This is a genomic window from Psychrobacter sp. FME6, from assembly GCF_014861365.1.
Taxonomy (GTDB): domain Bacteria; phylum Pseudomonadota; class Gammaproteobacteria; order Pseudomonadales; family Moraxellaceae; genus Psychrobacter.
In genome coordinates, this window is the sequence record NZ_RRYW01000055.1 from 1 (window position 1) to 20,952 (window position 20,952).

Sequence of the window (20,952 nt, forward strand, 5' to 3'; positions counted from 1 at the left end):
TACAAGGGCGCTCATGAATCGAGACTCTGTCGTTGATACGGCCTCGGGTCTCAGCCGTTAGTCGCTTACGGTAAGGTTTGGCTTTGCGTCTGAGACACTGCCATAACCTGCCGCCTTGTCTCTTGTCCCTCCAGATATAGCGATAGATGCTCATGTGACTAATACCACCATGAACGCCGGCTATTTGTTCAGGACTCCAGCTGTCTTTTAGCTTATCTGTGACCCAATCCCATACGTCAGCGATGATGCTGGGCGCATTGTTTGACCGTCTGTCACAAGCCTTGTTATTAGCATTCTTTGCTCGGTAACCGCGCAGGCCTTTATTACGCCTAAGCTCTCTTGATATGGTGCTGGGACTTCTGTTTAACGCCCTCGCTATAAATTTAATACTATGTTTTGCCCCTTTAAGGGCATAAATCTGGTATCGTTCCCCTAGGCTTAGATGTGTATAGTTCATGGTTGCAATCTCACTTTGGTCGGTGGATAAAGACTTTGATGCTAGCGCATCTAGGTCTTTTTTTCACCTCGCATTTGATATTGCACTTCATGTGTTAATCTAAGATAGATAAGTGGAAAATGACGGGCATTGTGGCTGTAAAATGAGTAATTTGTCTTTGCGATAATCACTGTCACAGCGACAAATTATAGGCAAGCTATCGTTATCGATTTACATACTTTTGAATGCTCAACAGGCCCTAATGAAGTTAAGGAGACTTATGAGTATGAATAGACATAAGTATACCAAAACCCGCCATTAAAGTCACAATGGCAGTACCACCATAGCTGATAAAAGGTAAAGGAACCCCCACCACAGGTAAAAGCCCACCAACCATACCGACATTGACAAATACATAAACAAAGAAAGACATGGTAATAGCACCCGCTAATAACCTGCTATAAACATCGGTATGATCAAAAGCAATATACAAGGCGCGCATCAATAAACACAAATAAATAAACATCAATAATAAAACACCTAATAAGCCAAATTCTTCAGAAAAAGCGGCAATAATAAAGTCAGTATGGCCTTCTGGTAAGAAATGTAGATGTGATTGCGTACCTTCTAAATAGCCTTTTCCAGTCAGTCCACCGGCACCAATAGCGGTTTTGGATTGGATGATATTCCAGCCAGCACCTTGTACATCAGCTTCAGGGTTTAGCATTGTTAATACTCGCGTCCGCTGATAGTCATGCAATAGAAAATTCCAGACGATGGCGAGAAGAGGTACTGCTAGGATGGCGGCAGCTGAAATCAAGCGCCATGATAGACCTGCTAAAAACAGTACAAAAATACCGCTTGCTGCTACCAATAACGATGTACCAAGATCAGGCTCTTTAGCAATCAATAACACAGGGACGATGATTAATGCCAAGGTTATAACAATACTAGAAGCAGACGGCGGCAGGTCACGTTTGGACAAAAACCAAGCACACATCATGGGCATGCCAAGTTTCATGAATTCTGAGGGTTGCACGCTACCAAATCCTGGTAATTCAATCCAGCGCTGAGCGCCCATGCGTACCTCACCAATGATATCGACCAATACCAATAAAATTAATCCAAGCACATAAAATATGGGCGTAAAAACACGATAAATACTAGGCGGTATCTGTGCCATAGCGAACATAACGGTAAAAGCTACGCCATAACTGACCATTTGGCGTATGACCATGCCCACATCTTGACTTGCAGCACTATACAAAATCGTCAAACCAATACAGCAAACCGTCAGCAGCAGGAGAGTCAACCATGGATCGATATGAATGCGCTGCCATAGCGTTGGTGCATGACCTTGACCTAAATGATGGCTCTGACGTGAAAAACGATACTGTAGATTCGAAGACATAGGCAAAGTGTGACTGACCATTGGTGTGAAAGAAAAATCTTGTTTGATAAGTAACAAGTGGATAATCAGTGATTATAAAGTGTTCACTCAACCAGATAATAGAGAATAAAGTAACTTGCTGGTAATAAAGTCACGTAATTATAAAAACTATAAGGATAAGTGTTAATTACGAATATGCCGCTACTGATTCGTTGCGATAGTTTAGCGTGCTTGCTTAAAATTTGATAGTATCGATAAAACGTTTTTAGCGGTAGTTTCTTGCAATGATAAATACAAAAAAACCTATTTATAAGCAAATGCACAAGCCTGTCATCGCTTTAGTTATTTGTGCCAGTAGCATCTCTGCCCATGCCGCGATTATAAGCGACAATAGTGAGCGCCGTATCCAAATTCGCCATGGCAGCAGCGCTGATAGTGACAGCTCTAACGCCTATATTTCGCCTTCTGCCCGCAGTAATGCTAATCAAAAAGGTGGCTACAGCGGTGGTGTAACTATGTTGAGTGGAGCAGATAGAGTAAGTGGCGATAGTATGCAAGGACTTATTCAACAAAAACAGCGTGAGTTTGAATTCGATGCCAGCTTATCGATAGAAGAGAACAAACGAGTCAATACCAATAAAGGCACACCACGCCATAACACGACTTATAGCACTAGTAGTAACGACTTTACCAATATGAATTTTAATGCATGGCTGAATAGTAATAGTTACCGTGCTAGGCAGGTAAACGATTATAAGCGTTATCTTGGCTCACGAGTTGGTGCGCAAAATGTGCCGCCATTGTCTCAGCTACTGACTACTGCTCGTAGCTGGAGTAAGTGCGGTTATGAGCCGTATCAGTTGCCCCCGCAGGAGCTATGGGCGAATATTGTGCCAACATTACGTTTATACAGTGAGTTAAAAAGCCAAGGAGTTTTGCCGGCGAGCACCGAGATACGTTCAGTATATCGTAGTCCAGGACTAAATGACTGTGCAGGCGGCGCCAGCGCTAGTAAACATATGACCGCAGGGGCTATGGATATTTGGGTACCTGATTATGAAGGTAGCCCATGGCAGCTTAGTACTATGCAGGATGGCCTATGCCAGTTTTGGCAATATCAGGGACAATCTCATGATTTCGGCTTAGGTTTATACTCTACAGGCGCGATTCATCTCGATACCGAAGGCTATCGTAAATGGGGTTTTAACCATGCCAGTAGCAGTTCCTCCTGCCGTTATTAAATGAATTGAAACCCAAAAAGTACGATTAGCTGTGTCAAGCTCGTTTAGTCTACAGTGTGTAGTACTTGCATTCGTTTTCCTTGCTACTCTAATTTTGGTGAATAGTATAAGTTGAAACTATCAGAAGGGTAAATAAATACTGGCTAAGAGTCATAAAAGAGGGTTAGAAGCGTTATAATATGCCTATGAGGTCAATCACAAGGTTATAAAAAGTGATACATGGCTTAAAATAGCACTTATGGTAAGTAAGGTTTATGAAACAGCGGTATACAAAAAATAATCGGTCTAATAAATCAAAAAAAACGTTTTTGCAATCAAACAATACGTACGTGGCTTTATTTGCTGCAGGTTTTTTCTCTTTAGTGCTGATTAGTGCTTGCAGCCCAGACACATTCTCTGATGACAGCTCAATAGCGGCAGAACAATCTGACTCTGGCTCGGATAAAAATTTGCAAGATGCCAAAGATATTCAAAACAATATTAAGAACTCTTATGCGCGTCTGGCATCAAAACGCTCCAATATTTGTCCAAAATTGATACAAGAAGAAATAGACAGTCAGGTTATTGAGCGTACCGAAGAAGTGATGGTGGATAATCACTGTGATTATTTTTTATACCCGCGAAATGGTCAGCATATTTCGGTGAGTACTAACGACAGTCAAATCGAAGCATTACTAATAGTGCCAACGCTGCACGACTTTGCTAACGGGGATTATCAGGTCAGCTCTTATGACAAGCACGTGGTCCGATTGTCCTATAATGGGGCAACTTATAAGCCTGAACATTTTGTGTATGACGTGGCAGTGACTGTTTCCAATTAAATATTTTGTTTTTTGATAAAACAAAAAAAAGGATGGGCGATGTTAATAGCATCGCCCATCCTTTTTTATATAGCCATTTTAAAGCGAATTATCTATAGTTAGTTACTGGTCTTTTTATCTTTCCAAGGATCGTTTTGACCAACAGTGACAATTAAAAAATCATCAGGCTGTAGGGTACTGCGCATCGTTTGGTTGACTTCAGAGAGCTTAACTTGGTCAATACGATTGACATAATCTGACAAATAACTGTTCGGCAGTTGATAAAAATTCATCATACCGAGTAAGCCATTAATTCCCGCATTGCTCGCAAAACCCATTGGGAAGCTATTTTTGAGATTATCTGTTGTCAGTTGCATCTCATCGCTAGTGATACCTGTGTCTAAAGTTTCATTAATGACATCTAGGCTGGCATCAATCGCAGCACGAGCCTTGTCATTACGAGTTGAAAACCCAATTTGATAAGGTCCACGCGCCAGCATCGGGTTCATCGAGCCTGATATGCCATAAGTATAGCCAAGGTTTTGCCTTATTTCCGTCATTAGTCGTGCATTAAAATCTCCCCCAGCCATGACTTCGTTACCGACAGCAAAATTGGTTTGCTGCTGTTGGTCTTTTGGGTTGGTGGCGCGCTTACTACCTAACTGCCCCATGAGTACGGTGGTCTGAGTACTGGGAAATGGTATGTGAATATGCTTTGATGTACTCAGGGATTTTGGCTCAGGTAGCTCAGCGGCGGGCTGGCCAGTAGGTAATTTAGCCGTGATACTTTCAGCCAGTTTTTTGGCTTGTTCTAAGGTTAGGTTGCCTGTCATGGCAACAGAGGCATTTGCCGCGACTAAATAGCGGTTTTTGAAATCCACCAGCTGTTTTTTTTCAATAGTAGGGACTGTTTCAAGCGTACCAACCGATGGATGGGAGTAAGGATGCTCACCGTACAGTGCCTGACTAAATGCAATACTGGCAAGGCTGTTAGGATCTTGTTTTTGCTGCTGCAAACCGACCAGTAAGCGTGCCTTGTTACGGGCTAAGATTTGCTCATCAAAGCTCGGCTCAGTGACCATCTGAGTCATTAAGTCACTGGCAGGTAGTAGATGCTTGTCATCAGATAAGCTGCGCAGCGAGACCATAAACATATCTTTATAAGCACTACTGCTTAAATTAACGCCCAAGGTTTCAACCGCACGCGTGAATTCATTTTCATCTAAACGCTTGGAGCCTTGTTCAAGCATGGTTGCGGCCATATTGGCAATGCCAAAACCATCCTGCTTTATACTGCTATCGCGAGCACTACCAGCATTAAAGCGCAAATCAATATCGACGATCGGTAATGCGGTCGTCGGTACAAAAAGTACAGGCACACCTGCTTTGGTTTTAAACTGCTGAATCTTTGGTACTGTAACCTTTAGAGGCTTGGCATCATCTAGGCTGGTCAGCTTTGACAGTGCTGCGATTGGTGCACTGGTATCGACTGCTGCTGCATGGGAGCGAGAGTCTTCAGCATCAGCTATATCTGCGTGAGCCGTTATGCTCAATGTGGTCAGCCCTAAAAATAAGCCCACACTCAAACTGGGTAGCTGCTTAGACTTTGTTTTCATTGATAGTTTCATTGATAGTTTCATTGATAGTTTCATTGATGACAGCAAAACAGTCTTCTTTTTAGTCGTTTTGTTAATGTTGAAAGTAGTATTTTGGGTCATGGTTTTCTTCTTATTAATAAAGGCTTTATGAAAAATTTTTGCATTAAATAAATGAAACACACCGCGCTATTTTTTCTTTGTTTCTGCTTTATCTTTAGGCGGCACGATATGCATCACCGTCAAATTATCCTTTACTAAATATTTTTTGCTGGCCGCTTTTATATCAGCAATCGTTACATTATCAAGCCTAGCTGGTAACTCAGCAAGCAGTCTGTCATCTAGACCGATAGATTGTAACGAGCCAATCATACGTGCCTGACCCTCCATACTGTCTTGCGCATAGACAAGCCCCGTCACCGTATTGGTTTTGGCACGCTCGATTTCATCAGCGGCAATCGGGTCGGTTTTGAGCTTTTCTATTTCAGCAATGATGGCTTGCTGTGCTTGATCTAAGCTCACGCCTTCACGCGGTGTCGCCTGTATCAAAAACAGCCCGTCGCCGCGATCCAGCAAATCATAAGACGTGCCTACCGTAGTCAGCACTCCTTGCTCACGTATCAACCGACTCTCGAGGCGTGCGGACAGGCCGCCATCTAATACATCTTGGGCTAATGACAGCGCATATGCTTGCTTTTCATCCTTTGCACCAGCAGTGACGAGACTGGGGACGTTATAACCCATTAATAAAACCGGCACTTGCACCGCTTGCTCGGAGTCAGTTTGTTGATAGCCACGGAAGCCTTTTTGACTGATGGCAGGGCGCTTGGGTAGATTGCTTTTTTTGAGCTCACCAAAGTAGCGTTTGACCTGAGTTAATACCTCTGTCGGCTCAACGTCGCCTACGATAACTAAGGTTGCATTGTTTGGCGCGTACCATTGCTGGTACCAGTCCTTTAGTTCTGGCAGTGTTATTGATTCAAGCTCGTTCATTGGGCCAATAACTGACTCACCTTTAGGGCTATCAGGCAATGCGAGTAAGCGGAATGATTCGTAAGCTTTGGCAAGTGGATTGTCATCGGTACGCTGACGACGTTCTTCCATGACCACTTGATGCTCTTTGACGAATTCTTTTTCATCAAATACTAAGTTTTTCATGCGATCCGCTTCGAGCTCTAATGCTAAAGGAAAGCGATTGGCAGGGAACAGCTCATAGTAGCCTGTATAATCGTAGCTGGTAAAGGCGTTGTTGACCCCACCAAATTTGGCAATCAAGCGTTCATAATCCGCGCTTGAAACATTGCTGGTGCCTTTAAACATCATATGCTCAAGCAAATGCGAGATGCCGCCTTTATCAACGGGCTCATCTGCTGAACCAACTCGATACCAAATCTGGGTCATCGCTACTGGTGCACGATGGTCTTCTTTTACCACTACCTTTAGACCGTTTTCTAGCTGATATTCATGTCGACCCGACATATCCATGGTCAATGCTGATTGCTGAGTGTCTGCGGTCGCTTGATTTTGACTTGCTTTATCTTGCTCTGAGGTGTTTGGAGTCATTGGATTCTGAACAGACGAGCGTTGATTAGAATCAATGGTATTGGTCTGACAAGCAGCAAGTGCGGTGGCCATTGCTAGGGTACAGGCAATGCGTAGTGAAGTGTTAGGCATGAATAATGGTAAAGACAATGGCATGGTAGGTTCTACTTATATAAGATGGCAACTTGTAAACAGATGACTCATAAAATGGCGAATCATAAACTGATGTATCAACTATCAATGCTAACGATAGTTGGCTTTATAAAGATTTATGCGCCCCAACCATCACACTGGCCGTTGGCTTGAATTCTTGAGTAGTATTGCAGCCTGTCGCTGATAGCACCATCGTGGTTAACAATAGTGCTGCGCTGATACTGACGGTCTTTTTACTATACTTTTTACGAGTATGAGATAGTGATGACATAAGTAACTCCTAACCGGTGATTGTCGAATATGCGATGTTGAATAAGTAGCAAACCCTAAGGCATGTCCTCAATTCAAGCGACTGTATCTAAATGGGCTAAAAATGGCTAAATTTTGCCAAACATCGTCAAATAGCTGATTAATATCCCGATATTATTTACGCTATCTTCCTCGTTTGACTGCAACTTATCTCATTTTTATAATCATTTTAAAATGAAGACACACCCTAGAGTAAGACTTGGTAGAGTAGGCGAAGTCTAGCATGGAGAGGGTCAGATTTTTGTGTCCAAATCTTAAGCGAAACTTTCTCAGTCTATTGTCGTGCCTTTTAAAGTTGCAATTTTTGACCATGGTCTAAGACGGTAAGGGCTGAGCGCCACTCGAATTATGCTAAACTAGGCTAAAATTATCTGTCATATCTAGAGTAAAAACATGACGGTATATAGGCCATTCAAAATAAACAAATAACTGATAGTGATAACTTTTAGGGCAAGCTTATGAATAACCCAAATAATAACAATCGTGTGGTCATCAATCTTGATGGCGACCTTGATGATTTAGATGACGATGATATTACCTTACCCAGTCTGCCGGCGCAATCTGTGCCCATTATTGATGAGTCGGAAGAGGTTGTAGAAACTCAAGTATCTAATACCCAAGCACCCAATGATGAAAGTGTCGCTTTGGGTACGCCTATTGTCATGACAGACGAGCAAAGTAGCGCTAAAAACACCTCAGAAAGTTTCACAAGTGCTTCTTCAACAACTGACAACGCTGCAACTGATAAAAATGTGGCGAGCGAATCCAGTGCCGTTCCTAATATCCCAACCATGCCATTGCAGGAGCAACTGGGGGATAGTCCAAACGTTAGCCCTGATAGTAGCAGTACAGAAGTGACGACTCCGCAGCAATCAGAAGTAGAATTGCAAGAGGCTCAAGGCAATACGAAAAAGGGCAGCTGGTTTAACCGCATGAAAACGGGGCTGAGCAAGTCACGTAAAAACCTAGCCGAAGGTATGGTCAGTATCTTGATTGGTGGCAAAGAGATTGATGATGAGCTGTTAGAAGAGGTTGAAGACCAGTTGCTCGTCGCTGATATCGGGGTCAATGCCACCAACCGTATTATCAAAAGCCTCACCGAACAGACGAACCGTGGTGATTTGATTTATGCGCACTCGCTGTATAAGGCACTACAAACTGAATTGGTCGATATTTTAACGCCAAAAGTTGCGCCGCTGGTCATTGATAGCAGCAAAAAACCCTTTGTTATTTTGGTCGTTGGTGTTAATGGTGTGGGTAAAACCACCACTATCGGTAAACTGGCCAAACGCCTACAAGGTGAGGGCAAGTCAGTCATGCTGGCCGCTGGTGATACTTTCCGTGCCGCGGCAACTGAACAGCTGCAAATTTGGGGTGAGCGTAATAGTATTCCAGTCGTGGCGCAAGGTCATGGCTCTGATAGTGCGTCAGTTATCTTTGATGCCATGCAATCTGCTAAGGCAAAAAATATCGATGTATTGATAGCCGATACGGCTGGTCGCTTGCAAAATAAAACCCACCTGATGGCAGAGCTTGAAAAAGTGGTGCGCGTGATGCGTAAAGCCGATCCAAGCGCCCCGCATGAAGGGATGATTGTACTTGATGCGGGCACGGGTCAAAATGCGATTAACCAAGTGGAGCTATTCAATAAAGTGGTGCCATTGACAGGTATTACCATTACCAAATTAGACGGTACTGCCAAAGGCGGCGTGGTCTTTAATATTGCTGAAACGACGGATGTGCCTATTCGTTATATTGGTGTTGGTGAGTCAATTGATGATTTACGTGCCTTTAGTCCTAAGCAGTTTGTCGCAGCGTTATTTGAGACTGATGATAAAGAGTAGTGTTTGATAGATCGTTTTAGTTGATGAAGAAGTTTTGGAAGTATAACGATTTGGAAGGAAAAGCCATGATAGTCACCACAGCCACTTTTGGATTGCACCAATTAACGTTAATCGCGAGTGTTAATGAGCATAGCAGTCCTAAACTGGTTGAAGCCAATTGGCTGCTGGCAGGTAACGCTTGGCACAGCTCCAAATCTATTCCGAAACTTAAAAAATATTACAACCTTGTCGATCAGGACTTTACCTTTATTGACAAAGATAGCCTAAGCGAAAGCGAACCTGCCCAAGCTCTGTTACTAGAAGCTATCAAACAATTAGACGAATATTTTAAGGGTGATCGCCAAGCGTTTGACCTACCATTAGATCTGTCGCTGGGCACTGAGTTTCAGCAGCGAGTCTGGCGCGCACTACAAGACATCAATCACGGTGAAACGATCAGTTATGCCACACTGGCAAAAAACGTAGGTAATCCCAAAGGCTATCGTGCGGTGGCCAATGCTAACGGTAAAAACCCTTTTAGTATTATCGTTCCCTGCCATCGAGTCATTGCTAGCGATGGTAAGCTCGGTGGTTATACAGGCGGGCTAGATAAAAAAGAATACTTGTTAGCGCTTGAAGGGGTCAGTTGCAAAACATAATGTGAATTAAGCACGTATCACGCGCTACTAAACACAAAAAAGCCAAACGCTAAAAACGTTTGGCTTTTTATTGAACAACTGATAGTTGATTATGTGATGATGTTATTGCTCAAGCTCAGCCATCACCTCAGCAGAGAAGTTCACATTACTATAAACCTCTTGGACGTCATCGATATCTTCCAACATATCAATCATTTTCATGACTTTTTCGGCATCATCGACATTATCGATTTCGGCGCTGGTTGATGGAGACATGGTGACTTCAGCGTTATCAGACACTAGTCCTGCCGCATTGAGCGCATCTTTGACTTGACCAAAGCTTTCCCATTCAGTGATAACAAGTAGGCTTTCGCCATCGTTTTCGATATCCAGCGCGCCTGCATCTAACGCTGCCAGCATCACCTCATCTTCTAGGCTGATGTCATTAAAGGTAATTTCGCCGCGCTTAGTAAATAAATAGGCAACCGAACCTGAAGTACCAAGGTTGCCCTCGTTTTTGGTAAACGCATGACGCACTTCACTAACGGTACGGTTAAGATTATCAGTCAAGGTTTCGACCAATACAGCCACACCGCCCACTCCATAGCCCTCATAGCTCACTTCATCCATATTTTCATTGTCATCGCCGCCAGTACCGCGAGCCACGGCACGATTGATGGTATCTCGAGTCATATTGGCTGATAGTGCTTTTTCAATGACGGCACGCAGTCGTGGGTTCTTGTCAGGATCAGCGTCACCTTGCTTGGCTGCAGAAACGATTTCACGAATGATTTTGGTAAATACTTTGCCTTTTACCGCATCCTGACGGGCTTTGCGGTGTTTGATATTTGCCCATTTTGAATGGCCTGCCATATAATATCCTTAAATTCTGCGTCTTATTTATTATGCTTAAAAAAAGTATTTTTATAATAGGGTAATTCTATTTGTCTAAGGCAATAGAGCTACTAATACATTAACGATTTTTATGTTGTTGAGAGTGCTTTTTTGCTACACTGTGGCAACTTATAGATTGTATTCACAATGATAAGTGAGCAATATTATAAACCAGTTTTAGGTATTTTGACTAACTTGACCTTATCTATCACATTTTAAGTCATTGGTTGCTATCAAGCCATTGATATTATGAAGTTACTGACTCTATGAAGCAACCCACCGCTGAAGCCATTACCCATTTGCGTAACCGCATTCATATCATTATTGAAGGGACAGACACCCGTCTGGGTAAACTGTTCGATATCGTATTGTTGATTGCGATTTTGGCCAGTGTGGCTGTGGTCATGCTGGATAGTGTGCTATATATGCGTTTGCAATATGGCATACTGTTTCGCTATGCAGAATGGTTTTTTACCATTTTGTTTACGATGGAGTATATTCTGCGGTTGTTTTCAGCACCCAACCGTTTGCGTTATGTGTTCAGTTTTTTTGGGATAGTAGATTTATTGTCAGTACTGCCAAGCTACTTGAGCCTAGTATTCGGCGGCGTACAGTATCTATTAGTTATTCGCATACTGCGTATCTTACGCGTGTTTCGTGTGCTTAAGCTCAACACCTACATGCAGCAAGCGGGTTTTTTGGCCTCAGCGCTCAAAACCAGTCAGCAAAAAATTACGGTGTTTTTCTTATCATTAGTACTATTGGTCACGATTTTTGGTGCGGTTGTCTACGTGGTCGAAGGGCCAGAAAATGGCTTTACCAGTATTCCGATATCTATTTATTGGGCGGTGGTGACGGTCACCACAACTGGTTATGGCGATATGTCACCAAAAACGCCAATCGGTCAAGCAATTGCTTCGATGGTTATGATTACCGGTTATGCCATTATTGCCGTACCAACGGGTATTTTTACGGCTGAATTAGCGCGTAATATGCGTCCGCAGCTGAACCCGATAGCCTGTCCAAATTGTGGTAAGTTTGGACATGCGGTAGGGGCAGAGTTTTGTGATCGTTGTGGCCATGCCCTACACATTTAATTGTCGTTCGAATTAAACCTCTATGTATTCATCAACGAGTGGTGATAGGTCAATCTCAACGCCTAAATTGACCAAGTTCCAGTACTGCCCTGATACCGTACGATCTAACATCATGGTCGTCGCAGAAGGCTGAAACTGTCCAAAGTACTTCAACGAAGTACGCATTTGGGCGATGGCTTCGTGATGGACTTCACTACTAGCAAAATCAAAAGCGCCTTCTTGATAAGGCTGGATAGAGAGAGGCTTTAGGCCGATAGAGAGCCATTTTTCATAGAACTCACCCGGAATATTTTTATCATCGTCACGGCGAATGTCTAAGGCAACAAGGTCTTGTTCAAGGGCAGTCGTATCGCTTGTAATAGCATGCTTGGCAAAACGGCGGAACAATTTAACTTCGCTATCACTATAACTCCGAATACCCCCAAAATCATAAGCCACGACGCTACCATCTTTGCGAAAAGCAAAGTTACCAGGATGTGGGTCGCAATGCATACGGTACAAGCCAAATAACTGTCCTGCAGTAAAGTGAAACAGTCGCTTTGCTATTTCTTGTTTGATGTCATTGTCCCATGTCGCTGCGACTGTTAACGTTTCGCCCATCTCTTCGGTCAAGGTCAAAACCCGTTTGGAAGAATGGCTGCTAACGACTTTAGGAATGATAAGTCCTTCATCTTCTGCATGAAAAGCCCCAAACACTCGCAAGTTATGCGCTTCTTTAATATAGTCCAGCTCATCGTGCAAGCTTTGGCGAATCTCGTTAAACAGCTGTTCTTGTAACTGTTTACTCATATTAAGTACACCAGCGATTTTTAGCGCCATACGTACTTGCTTGAGATCACTATCACAGTTCTCATCGACGTCAGGATACTGGACTTTGACCACCACTTTTTGTCCCGTTGGCAGTGTGGCTTTGTGTACTTGGCCAATAGAAGCGGCAGCAAAAGGGGTTTCTTCAAACTCAGCAAACAATTCGTTGACAGGCGCGTTAAGTTCACGCTCGATTTGCGCCCGTATCTGCGCATAGGGCATGGGCGGCGCATCTTTTTGTAGCTTCTCTAAAGCGGTGGCAACCTCAGGTGGAAAGACGTCTTTATACTGTGAAGCAATTTGCCCCACTTTCATCACCGCACCTTTCATTTCTCCAAGCGTTTCGGCTATCTGGATACCCACGTCTTGCATTAATTCTGAGCGCGCTTGCAGACGTTTTTCTTCGTCACTTGAGAGATGCCTAAATGAGTTTTTAGCTGCTTTGCCAGCAATGCTTGCGGTCATACCAGCGAGTTTCATAAAGCGCTTTCCAGACGTTTTTGCCATTCATGTCACCATATAGTGGATTGTTTGCTCAGCCGTAATTCTAGTGTTTTAATCAAATAAATACTGTTTAGCTAATGTGTTGATAATAAAACGGTTCTATAGTCGGTTCTAAATAAAACAGATGCGTTATGATATGACGCGGAACTGGTATAAATTTTTCTGGCTTGCTGTGTCTACGCTGACAAAGGCTGCAAAGCTTATATTTTAAAGAAAGGTATACCAGTCCCGCCGCCGTACCGCTTTTATATTGAACTTACTATATGTGAACCGTGTTTTTCTTATTTTACCAATGTTTAAGGGCGGTTTTAAAACAAAGATTAAGTGTCAGTCGATCGTTTTTATAGCATAGAGATTGTCGAGCCAATAGGTCAATGCCATCTGGTAACCTAGCGGCCCCAATCCACAAATAACCCCAACCGCGACATCGCTCAAATAAGAATGATGACGAAAAGGCTCACGCGTATGAACATTGGATAAATGCACTTCTATAAAGGGTTTTTGTGTGGCCAAGAGCGCATCACGTATAGCGACAGAGGTGTGGGTAAAGGCCGCAGGGTTGATAATAATCGCATCCACTTGCGCCGCTTTTTCTGCTAAAAGTCCATGATGTTGAATCTCATCAACCAGCTTGCCTTCATGATTGGATTGACTGCATATTAATTCAATACCATACTGAGCTGCACGCGCAACCAAGTGTTTTTCGATATCAGCGAGGGTTGTATGACCATAAATTTCAGGCTCGCGTTTACCCAGCAAGTTCAAATTGACCCCATTAACCAATAAGAGTTTTTTATTGAATACTTTGTCAGCATGTTGGCCACAAGATGCTGTGGTTGATTTAGAAGGGGTTGTCATAATGGTCTCTATAGCTATTAAATGATATCGATCGTTTATAATTTATCGTTAGATGTAAGAATTACAGAAGAGCAGGGTGGTAGCGTCCTGCTAAGATTACTGCTTTATGATAACAGCTTGCAGGCTTGGTTATAAAAAAATTACATAAAAAGCCCACCTAATCATCAAAAATCGTGTTAAATGTCTTTATGTTGCTAAAAACCCGTGCTATGATATTTTTTAAGCAATAATTATTGCAAGTTTGTTGCTGTTACTAAAGTAGGCTAATAGTAAAGATAGTGGCTTTGTTTATAGTGGCTATATTTAAAACATTAACTATGCTTTTAAATAGGGTTATTTATTATAAATGCTATGCATAAGTGGCAGCTACTATTGTAATACTCTTAATTTTTTGATTTCATAATCTTAGACCCCATTTATATGCAATGTTGCAAAGGAATTTGGGACTAGGCGAACTTTTTTAGGAAGTAATATTATGTCAGCTCGTGAGCAAGGTACCGTTAAGTGGTTTAATGACTCAAAAGGTTTTGGTTTCATTCAACGTGACAGCGGAGAAGATATTTTTGTCCATTTCCGCGCGATTCAAGGTGATGGCTATCGTTCTTTAGCGGACGGTGAAAAGGTTGAATTCAGTGTAGTAGAAGGCGATAAAGGTCTTCAAGCTGAAGAAGTCAAAAAAGTAGAAGAGTAATCAACTCAGTCATTAGAGCGGTTTAGCTATAATGTCTGTCCAAACTACTGATATACTACTGAGTCAAGCCCGTCTTATCTCACCCGTGTTGAGTTAACTCCAGCATATCTGTGGGATCAGGCGTTAGGCTTGACTTTTTTATGTCTACTTGTCTGCCCATTATCTATAGATTTAATAGGGTTGTAGTCTGTGAGTTTTTGCAGCCTCTGTCATGCAGACAGCCTAGCTGTCCTTGATTGATAACCTATGATTGATTAATACAAAAAGGATGTTTTTTTGAGCAATTTTACGACGTTTACAGATTTACCGCTAACGGATGCGACTTTACGCGCAGTGCGCGATTTAGGCTTTACTGAATTAACACCTATTCAAGCACAAATATTGCCCTATACGTTGGCAAATCAAGATGCCATTGGACAGGCACAAACGGGTACTGGCAAAACGGCAACATTTTTATTGACTATTATGGAGGCGCTGCTTAAGCGGCCGTTTGGCAATGATGAAGAGCGTTATTTAGGTGAGCCACGTGCTGTTGTGATGGCGCCCACTCGTGAGCTTGCTCAGCAGATATTTGACGACTGCATCGAATTGACCAAATACACTGCTCTACACAGCGTTTGCATCATGGGTGGCACCAATTATGAAACCCAGCAGCACGAGCTTGAGCGTCAGTATGTCGATATTTTGGTAGCGACGCCTGGTCGTTTGATTGATCTTGCCAATAAAGGCATGGTCTATCTAGATAGAGTAGAGGTGCTGGTATTGGATGAAGCGGATCGCATGCTGGATATGGGTTTTATCCCCGATATCAAGCGTTTGGTTGGTCGCATGCCAGCCAATACCGATCGTCAAAGCTTATTGTTTTCTGCGACCTTTAACCAAGATGTGATGAATTTGGCCTATCGCTGGCTGCATGAACCACAGTTTGTCGAAATTGAGCCTGAACATAAAACCAGTGAACTGGTTGATCAGCATTTCTATTTGTTAACTGAAAATCAGAAACTAGAAGCTTTAGAGCGTATCATCACTGATAGCGCAGTAGAAAAGGTCATCGTCTTTGCCAATCGTAAAGACCAAGTCAAACGCTTGTATCATAAGCTTCGCCAAGCGCATAAAATCGTCATGCTATCGGGCGATGTGATTCAGCAAAAGCGTGAAAAATATCTACAACGCTTTAAAGATGGCCATGCTTCTATTTTGGTGGCAACCGATGTAGCAGGACGCGGCATTCATGTCGATGATATCAGTCATGTGATTAACTATACGTTGCCTGATCAGCCAGATGATTATGTGCACCGTATTGGTCGTACAGGGCGTGCTGGACAAACAGGTGTCAGTATTAGCTTTGTGAGTGAAGATGATGCTTTTAATATACCAGCGTTAGAAAAGCACTTAGATACTAAATTTAAACTTGAACAGTGGCAGCAGTAGCAAGCCTTTAACTACTTGGCGCTAAAAAAGCCCTCAACGATTTGTTGGGGGCTTTTTCTTTGAGCAAAATCTTTTCAAATAAAGATAAGTGACAATTAAACTAGTGCTGTTGTTCCATTGTCGCTGCGTCGTCATCCATATTATGCATGCTGTGATCCATTTCACTCATATCGTGGTGCGCGCTATCATTTGTGTCAGATATCATAGCAGAATGGCTGCTGTGATCCATCTCTCCGTGCCCACCATCATGACTGCCGTGCATGCTAGACATGGCGATAGGAACAAAAACAACGGCCAAGCCAGACAACACCATGATAGCGCCATTCAGCTGTCTTAAGCGAAAACGTCCAATCTTATCGCGCAACCAGCCAACGGTTTCGTGAGTAGCAACCAGCATTGGTACGGTGCCTAGACCAAAGACAAACATCAATGCTGCACCGCTTAACGGGTTGTGAGCGACCACGGCAATCAGTAGAGCGCCATATACCAAGCCACAAGGCAAAAAGCCCCATAAAAGACCAGCAGACAGTGCACGCGGAAAAGTATTCAATGGAAATACTTTTTGACGAATGGGGCTAAGGTACTGCCAAAATCGCATGCCAAAACGCTCAAGCTTAGTTAAAAATGGTGCGCCAAGCATGGTTACACCAACAAATACCAGTACTAAGCCTAATAAGATACGCGGTATATTGTTACTCGTCATTAATGGCGCTAGTACAGTAGTACCAACAAGTCCAGCGATTAAACCTAACAATGCATAACTGGTCAAACGGCCTAAATGATAAGTCGCTACCAAGGCACGGCGCTTGGTTGGACTGACATCTTTCATAGACAGTCCAAATGCGGTCACCAAACCGCCACACATGCCCAAACAATGTGGTGAACCAAAAAAACCCATCAGTAATGCCGCAACTAGTAAAGCAATAGTCATAGGATGTTTCTCCTAAAGAGTCTAAAAATTAAAGCTAGATTTTGGGGTTATGGTCACTATCGGAGAGCTTGCTCGTATCTGAATCAGTATCAGCTGCTGCATCATGAGCTGTGTCAGTCGCTACTACATCATTGCCTTGCTGATCAGGCGTTGAGTGCTGGTGCGCTTGCATCGTTTGTCGACGCTCTTGGCGATCGTCCAATATGATGCGCTGAGAGGCATTGTCTAGATCTTCAAACTGATTTGACTTAACGGCATAACGTACGGCCCAAATAGCAACCACAAACAGCATGAGACTTAAGGGAATTAATAAAAATATACTGAGCATGGCAAATCTCTTTAATAGCAGTTTCTTAGCGTATTATACACCCATTACTCCATTTAATGGACGTTCTGTCCTATTGAAAGCAATGCCGTAAACAGTTATGTGATGACGTTTGTACTAGATTGATATTGATATTTAGTCATCATCTGTCTTCGCAGCGTTACCTCTAGGCGTCAACAGCTGTTGCGACGTTACGTCTTTGGCTTGACGACAGTTTGTTTGTGGACGTATCACATCACGTAGGTAAGCTGCGATCTCATAGACTGCGCGCCGTGAATGGCTCAAGTTTTTCGCTGGTTCCATCCAATCACGCCTGACCGGTAAAGGAGCGTTAATCGGTGTGCTGTTGATACCGTTTAAGGCAAATTGTCTGCGCGCACGAGCCATATGATAGCTATCAGTAATAAGATATACATGATATAGGGGAGTACGTTTGGCGGTAAATCGCGCGTTTTCGCAGGTATTCATACTGGCATTTTCGCTAATCAATCCATCAATGCCATGTTCGATAAGCCACTGACCAAGCCAAGGCGCTTCAGCACCGCTTAGTACGATAGGAAGGGGTAGATCGTGATAGGCGGTAGCAGCGGTACGGGCGCGATTAAGACTATAGCTATTTAGGATAATTTGATTGTTATGATCATTGGTCAGACCGCCACCTAATACTACATAAGCGGTAGGCGGTGTACTCATGGCGGTAGAAGGCATGTTTGGTAAGGGTAGAAGGGTAAATAGATAAACCACTGCTTGCGAAAATAGCGGTGTAAATAAACTGATGAGTACTAAAATAACCGCCGTTGAGCCAAGCAAAAAAGTGGCATTAATAATACGAAACAACTTCATCATGCGCTCAGCTGAACGTAAGTAAGAGCGCCATAATCGCTTAGACCATGACCGCTTAGACCACATGCTCTTCATATCCAATAGAGCCGTCAGCATTTACCCACACGGGCTCACGCGACAATTGAATGGCAAACTTATCGTACACAGTATCAGCAATAAATTTTTGGGCGGCTGCCACATCTTCTTGAACGGCTTGATAAGGCGTGTGGTTGGTTAATACTAATGCTTGTTGCTTATGAGTGACAATTGGGGCTATGCCACCACCTTTTAGACCGGCTTGTTCAATTAGCCAGCCTGCAGCGACTTTAATCATTGCATCAGGCATAGGATAACCAACGATAGCAGGGTAGAGTGTTTGCAATGCCGTAAATTGAGCTTGAGGGATGATAGGATTTTGAAAAAAGCTGCCGCAATTTGGTAGCTGCTTAGGGTCAGGTAGTTTTTGCTGGCGAATATCAATGATGGCTTGCATAACATCAGAAGGCGTAAGCTGCTTGCGACCTTGCTCCGCTGCATAGCGTTGGGCGACTGTTTGTACATCACCGTAGCTGGCTAAAAACTTTGTCGCATCTGTATGTAGGCGGAAACCCACGCGACTGATTAACCAGATATTTGGATTGCGTTTAAAAATGCTATCACGATAACCAAAATCGCAGTCAGCCGCTGTTAGCTCATGCCAAGTTTGAGTAGGCAGATGATAGGCGCGCACGTATTCTAAGCAGTCTTCTAATTGAACACCGTAAGCACCGATATTTTGTACAGGCGCTGCTCCTGTTAAACCGGGTATCAGCGCAAGATTCTCAAGTCCATACCAACCTTGAGCTACGGTATGCATCACCAAATCATGCCAGTTTTCACCTGCCATCACTTCAATACCGACATGACTGTCTGTTTGCGCAGTTAGATTGATACCGCGCATTTTTGGACGTAATACGATGGCATTTAATTGCGCCGGCAATAACACGTTACTGCCGCCAGAGAGCACAAACAAGGGCTTATTAGGTGTTGTATCTTTTACATAGTCAGCCATAAAAGCATCGAGCTGCGCCTCATCCGTCAATGTCACGACCAAATCAGCAGTAGACGCTAAAGCCATGGTATTGCTATATGACAAATCAGTTGTTGGACAGTTTAATAAATCCACTGGCAAGTCATCAGTTGGTAAATCATGTCGAGTGCTGGTATCAAGGCGCAAAGCTGAAGTCATAACATAGCCTAATCTGACAGATAAACAAAAATCATGTGATGTTCATTATAAAGGATGCTAGATATAAAAGTAGCAGAAATATGGCGCTTTATTGCTAGGCAGTTTTCCAGCTTTCAATCCAAGCTTGCGCACTAGATTCGATACGTTCTATCACTTCTTCAAATGCGTCGCTATCGCCTGTATAAGGGTCTGGGACATCGTCGCCACCGTAGGTAGGATCTTCTTCGCTGAATAACGCTAACTTGGCTAAATTATCTTCTGTGTCTGCCATGCCATCTTTAATGGCTTGTAGGTCGGCTAAGTTTTGCGCATCCATAGCTAAGATTAAATTAAAATTACGAAAATCATCGGCGCTTACTTGCCGTGCGACCAGCTTATTAATTTTATAGCCGTGGGCTTTAGCGTGACGCTGTGCTCGTTCATCGGGTGCGTGACCAATATGCCAGTCCCCAGTACCCGCAGAATCTACCTTAATTGCCAGCCCTGCAATTGCTGCTTGCTGACGAAAAATCTCTTCGGCGGTCGGTGAACGGCAAATATTTCCCAAACAAACCAATAGCACAGATGAGGGGGTAGACGCTTTGATTGGCATATAATGACCTTTTATCACAACAAAAAAACATGCTATCAAGACCAGCATGGGTAATGCGGTTTATTAGCATGTTATCGAGTAAATTAATGAGTTATCAGCGTAACGGTTAATGCTTTGAATGGCAAGAGTAGAGGCTAAACAATTGGGTCATTCAATCCAGTAAACCGTAGGGCGCTGCTGAGAGCTATATTCTTAAAAATGAGGTTAAACCCTAATATTTTTAGTCTTGCTTGTTCTTAAAACGTTGTAAATCACGACGCTCTTTTTTGTTGGGTTTATTATCAGGGCGGGCAAGATTGGCAAGTTTACGTTGCTCGGCATAATAGGCGCGTCGCTCTTCACTTTCCTCAGTCTCTGAATATAAAACTTGGGCAGCGGTCGCATTGCCACGTTGTGCGGTGAGTGCCTCAACAATCACTGTTTTTTCAGTCATCGCCGTAGCTGAGCCCTGACGAATCTGTAGCTCATCGCCAACCATAATTTCTTTGCTGGTCTTAACGCGGCTACCAGCATAATGTACTCGCCCGCTTTCAATGGCTTCTTTGGCAAGGGTTCGAGTGCGATAAAAGCGTGCAGCCCATAACCATTTATCAAGCCGCATGCGAACCAAATCAGGTTTGCTGTGGCTGGGTTGATTGTGGTTTTTATTGTGTTTACTCATCAAAACCTCATAAATATCAATAAAGTAAAATAGTAATGGTGCTTTTTTTGCTAACTTAGATTAACACATGAAGTGCAATACCAAATGCGAGGTGAAAAAAAGACCTAGATGCGCTAGCATCAAAGTCTTTATCCACCGACCAAAGTGAGATTGCAACCATGAACTATACACATCTAAGCCTAGG

At 43.2% G+C, this 20,952-nt stretch carries 21 protein-coding genes; 7 read left to right on the forward strand and 14 right to left on the reverse strand.

Annotation, left to right across the window (positions count from 1 at the left end; translation table 11 throughout):
• Together EI162_RS09045 and rodA are read right to left on the reverse strand one after the other, a co-directional pair.
• Window positions 1–457 (reverse strand): IS30 family transposase (locus EI162_RS09045; protein ID WP_192524054.1); only part of this gene is annotated, 457 nt, incomplete at its 3' end.
• Window positions 458–704: 247 nt separating this feature from the next.
• On the reverse strand, window positions 705–1,847 hold the full coding sequence (rodA, locus tag EI162_RS09050; RefSeq protein WP_192524055.1) for a rod shape-determining protein RodA: 1,143 nt from the start codon (window positions 1,845–1,847) through the stop codon (window positions 705–707).
• 263 nt (window positions 1,848–2,110) lie between these two features.
• Between rodA and EI162_RS09055 the strand changes: the two genes are divergently transcribed.
• On the forward strand, window positions 2,111–3,067 hold the full coding sequence (locus tag EI162_RS09055) for a D-Ala-D-Ala carboxypeptidase family metallohydrolase (protein ID WP_192524056.1): 957 nt from the start codon (window positions 2,111–2,113) through the stop codon (window positions 3,065–3,067).
• Between the two features lie 329 nt (window positions 3,068–3,396).
• Window positions 3,397–3,888: a hypothetical protein gene (locus EI162_RS09060; RefSeq protein ID WP_192524057.1), complete on the forward strand. Its 492-nt coding sequence runs from the start codon at window positions 3,397–3,399 to the stop codon at window positions 3,886–3,888.
• Between the two features lie 98 nt (window positions 3,889–3,986).
• On the opposite strand, the gene EI162_RS09065 is transcribed toward EI162_RS09060, so the two are convergent.
• From EI162_RS09065 to EI162_RS09075, 3 genes are all read right to left on the reverse strand, one after another.
• Window positions 3,987–5,483, reverse strand: a complete 1,497-nt coding sequence (locus EI162_RS09065; protein ID WP_225736940.1) for a M16 family metallopeptidase — start codon at window positions 5,481–5,483, stop codon at window positions 3,987–3,989.
• A gap of 168 nt (window positions 5,484–5,651) precedes the next feature.
• Window positions 5,652–7,160, reverse strand: coding sequence for a M16 family metallopeptidase (locus tag EI162_RS09070; protein ID WP_192524059.1), 1,509 nt, complete (start codon window positions 7,158–7,160; stop codon window positions 5,652–5,654).
• 103 nt (window positions 7,161–7,263) lie between these two features.
• Window positions 7,264–7,428, reverse strand: coding sequence for a hypothetical protein (locus EI162_RS09075; RefSeq protein WP_192524060.1), 165 nt, complete (start codon window positions 7,426–7,428; stop codon window positions 7,264–7,266).
• 970 nt (window positions 7,429–8,398) lie between these two features.
• Between EI162_RS09075 and ftsY the strand changes: the two genes are divergently transcribed.
• Window positions 8,399–9,310: a signal recognition particle-docking protein FtsY gene (gene ftsY / locus EI162_RS09080; protein ID WP_263973714.1), complete on the forward strand. Its 912-nt coding sequence runs from the start codon at window positions 8,399–8,401 to the stop codon at window positions 9,308–9,310.
• 65 nt (window positions 9,311–9,375) lie between these two features.
• Window positions 9,376–9,948 carry a methylated-DNA--[protein]-cysteine S-methyltransferase gene (locus EI162_RS09085; protein WP_192524061.1) on the forward strand — a complete coding sequence of 191 codons (573 nt, stop codon included), beginning with the start codon at window positions 9,376–9,378 and terminating at the stop codon, window positions 9,946–9,948.
• A gap of 102 nt (window positions 9,949–10,050) precedes the next feature.
• On the opposite strand, the gene EI162_RS09090 is transcribed toward EI162_RS09085, so the two are convergent.
• Window positions 10,051–10,800, reverse strand: a complete 750-nt coding sequence (locus tag EI162_RS09090) for a YebC/PmpR family DNA-binding transcriptional regulator (RefSeq protein WP_192524062.1) — start codon at window positions 10,798–10,800, stop codon at window positions 10,051–10,053.
• A 287-nt stretch (window positions 10,801–11,087) separates the two neighbouring features.
• On the opposite strand from EI162_RS09090, the gene EI162_RS09095 reads away from it, so the two are divergent.
• Window positions 11,088–11,918: an ion transporter gene (locus tag EI162_RS09095; RefSeq protein WP_192524063.1), complete on the forward strand. Its 831-nt coding sequence runs from the start codon at window positions 11,088–11,090 to the stop codon at window positions 11,916–11,918.
• 12 nt (window positions 11,919–11,930) lie between these two features.
• On the opposite strand, the gene EI162_RS09100 is transcribed toward EI162_RS09095, so the two are convergent.
• Together EI162_RS09100 and aroQ are read right to left on the reverse strand one after the other, a co-directional pair.
• On the reverse strand, window positions 11,931–13,232 hold the full coding sequence (locus EI162_RS09100; protein WP_192524064.1) for an ABC1 kinase family protein: 1,302 nt from the start codon (window positions 13,230–13,232) through the stop codon (window positions 11,931–11,933).
• Between the two features lie 324 nt (window positions 13,233–13,556).
• Window positions 13,557–14,087: a type II 3-dehydroquinate dehydratase gene (gene aroQ, locus EI162_RS09105; protein ID WP_192524065.1), complete on the reverse strand. Its 531-nt coding sequence runs from the start codon at window positions 14,085–14,087 to the stop codon at window positions 13,557–13,559.
• A gap of 475 nt (window positions 14,088–14,562) precedes the next feature.
• On the opposite strand from aroQ, the gene EI162_RS09110 reads away from it, so the two are divergent.
• Together EI162_RS09110 and EI162_RS09115 are read left to right on the forward strand one after the other, a co-directional pair.
• Window positions 14,563–14,778: a cold-shock protein gene (locus tag EI162_RS09110; RefSeq protein WP_192524066.1), complete on the forward strand. Its 216-nt coding sequence runs from the start codon at window positions 14,563–14,565 to the stop codon at window positions 14,776–14,778.
• A gap of 276 nt (window positions 14,779–15,054) precedes the next feature.
• A complete protein-coding gene (locus EI162_RS09115) occupies window positions 15,055–16,209 on the forward strand; it encodes a DEAD/DEAH box helicase (RefSeq protein WP_192524067.1) in 1,155 nt (384 codons plus the stop codon).
• 100 nt (window positions 16,210–16,309) lie between these two features.
• Here EI162_RS09115 and EI162_RS09120 read toward each other — a convergent pair whose 3' ends face one another.
• From EI162_RS09120 to EI162_RS09145, 6 genes are all read right to left on the reverse strand, one after another.
• Window positions 16,310–17,140, reverse strand: a complete 831-nt coding sequence (locus EI162_RS09120) for a sulfite exporter TauE/SafE family protein (RefSeq protein ID WP_192524068.1) — start codon at window positions 17,138–17,140, stop codon at window positions 16,310–16,312.
• Between the two features lie 34 nt (window positions 17,141–17,174).
• A complete protein-coding gene (gene ccoS, locus EI162_RS09125; RefSeq protein WP_192524069.1) occupies window positions 17,175–17,468 on the reverse strand; it encodes a cbb3-type cytochrome oxidase assembly protein CcoS in 294 nt (97 codons plus the stop codon).
• Window positions 17,469–17,600: 132 nt separating this feature from the next.
• Window positions 17,601–18,374: a YdcF family protein gene (locus EI162_RS09130; protein ID WP_192524070.1), complete on the reverse strand. Its 774-nt coding sequence runs from the start codon at window positions 18,372–18,374 to the stop codon at window positions 17,601–17,603.
• A complete protein-coding gene (murB, locus tag EI162_RS09135) occupies window positions 18,364–19,515 on the reverse strand; it encodes a UDP-N-acetylmuramate dehydrogenase (RefSeq protein WP_192524071.1) in 1,152 nt (383 codons plus the stop codon). The genes EI162_RS09130 and murB overlap by 11 nt, the downstream gene beginning before the upstream one ends.
• Before the next feature lie 94 nt (window positions 19,516–19,609).
• Entirely contained in the window at window positions 19,610–20,107 is a 498-nt protein-coding gene (locus tag EI162_RS09140) for a low molecular weight protein-tyrosine-phosphatase (RefSeq protein WP_192524072.1), read from the reverse strand.
• Between the two features lie 220 nt (window positions 20,108–20,327).
• Window positions 20,328–20,768 carry an RNA-binding S4 domain-containing protein gene (locus EI162_RS09145; protein ID WP_192524073.1) on the reverse strand — a complete coding sequence of 147 codons (441 nt, stop codon included), beginning with the start codon at window positions 20,766–20,768 and terminating at the stop codon, window positions 20,328–20,330.
• Window positions 20,769–20,952 lie beyond the last annotated feature (184 nt).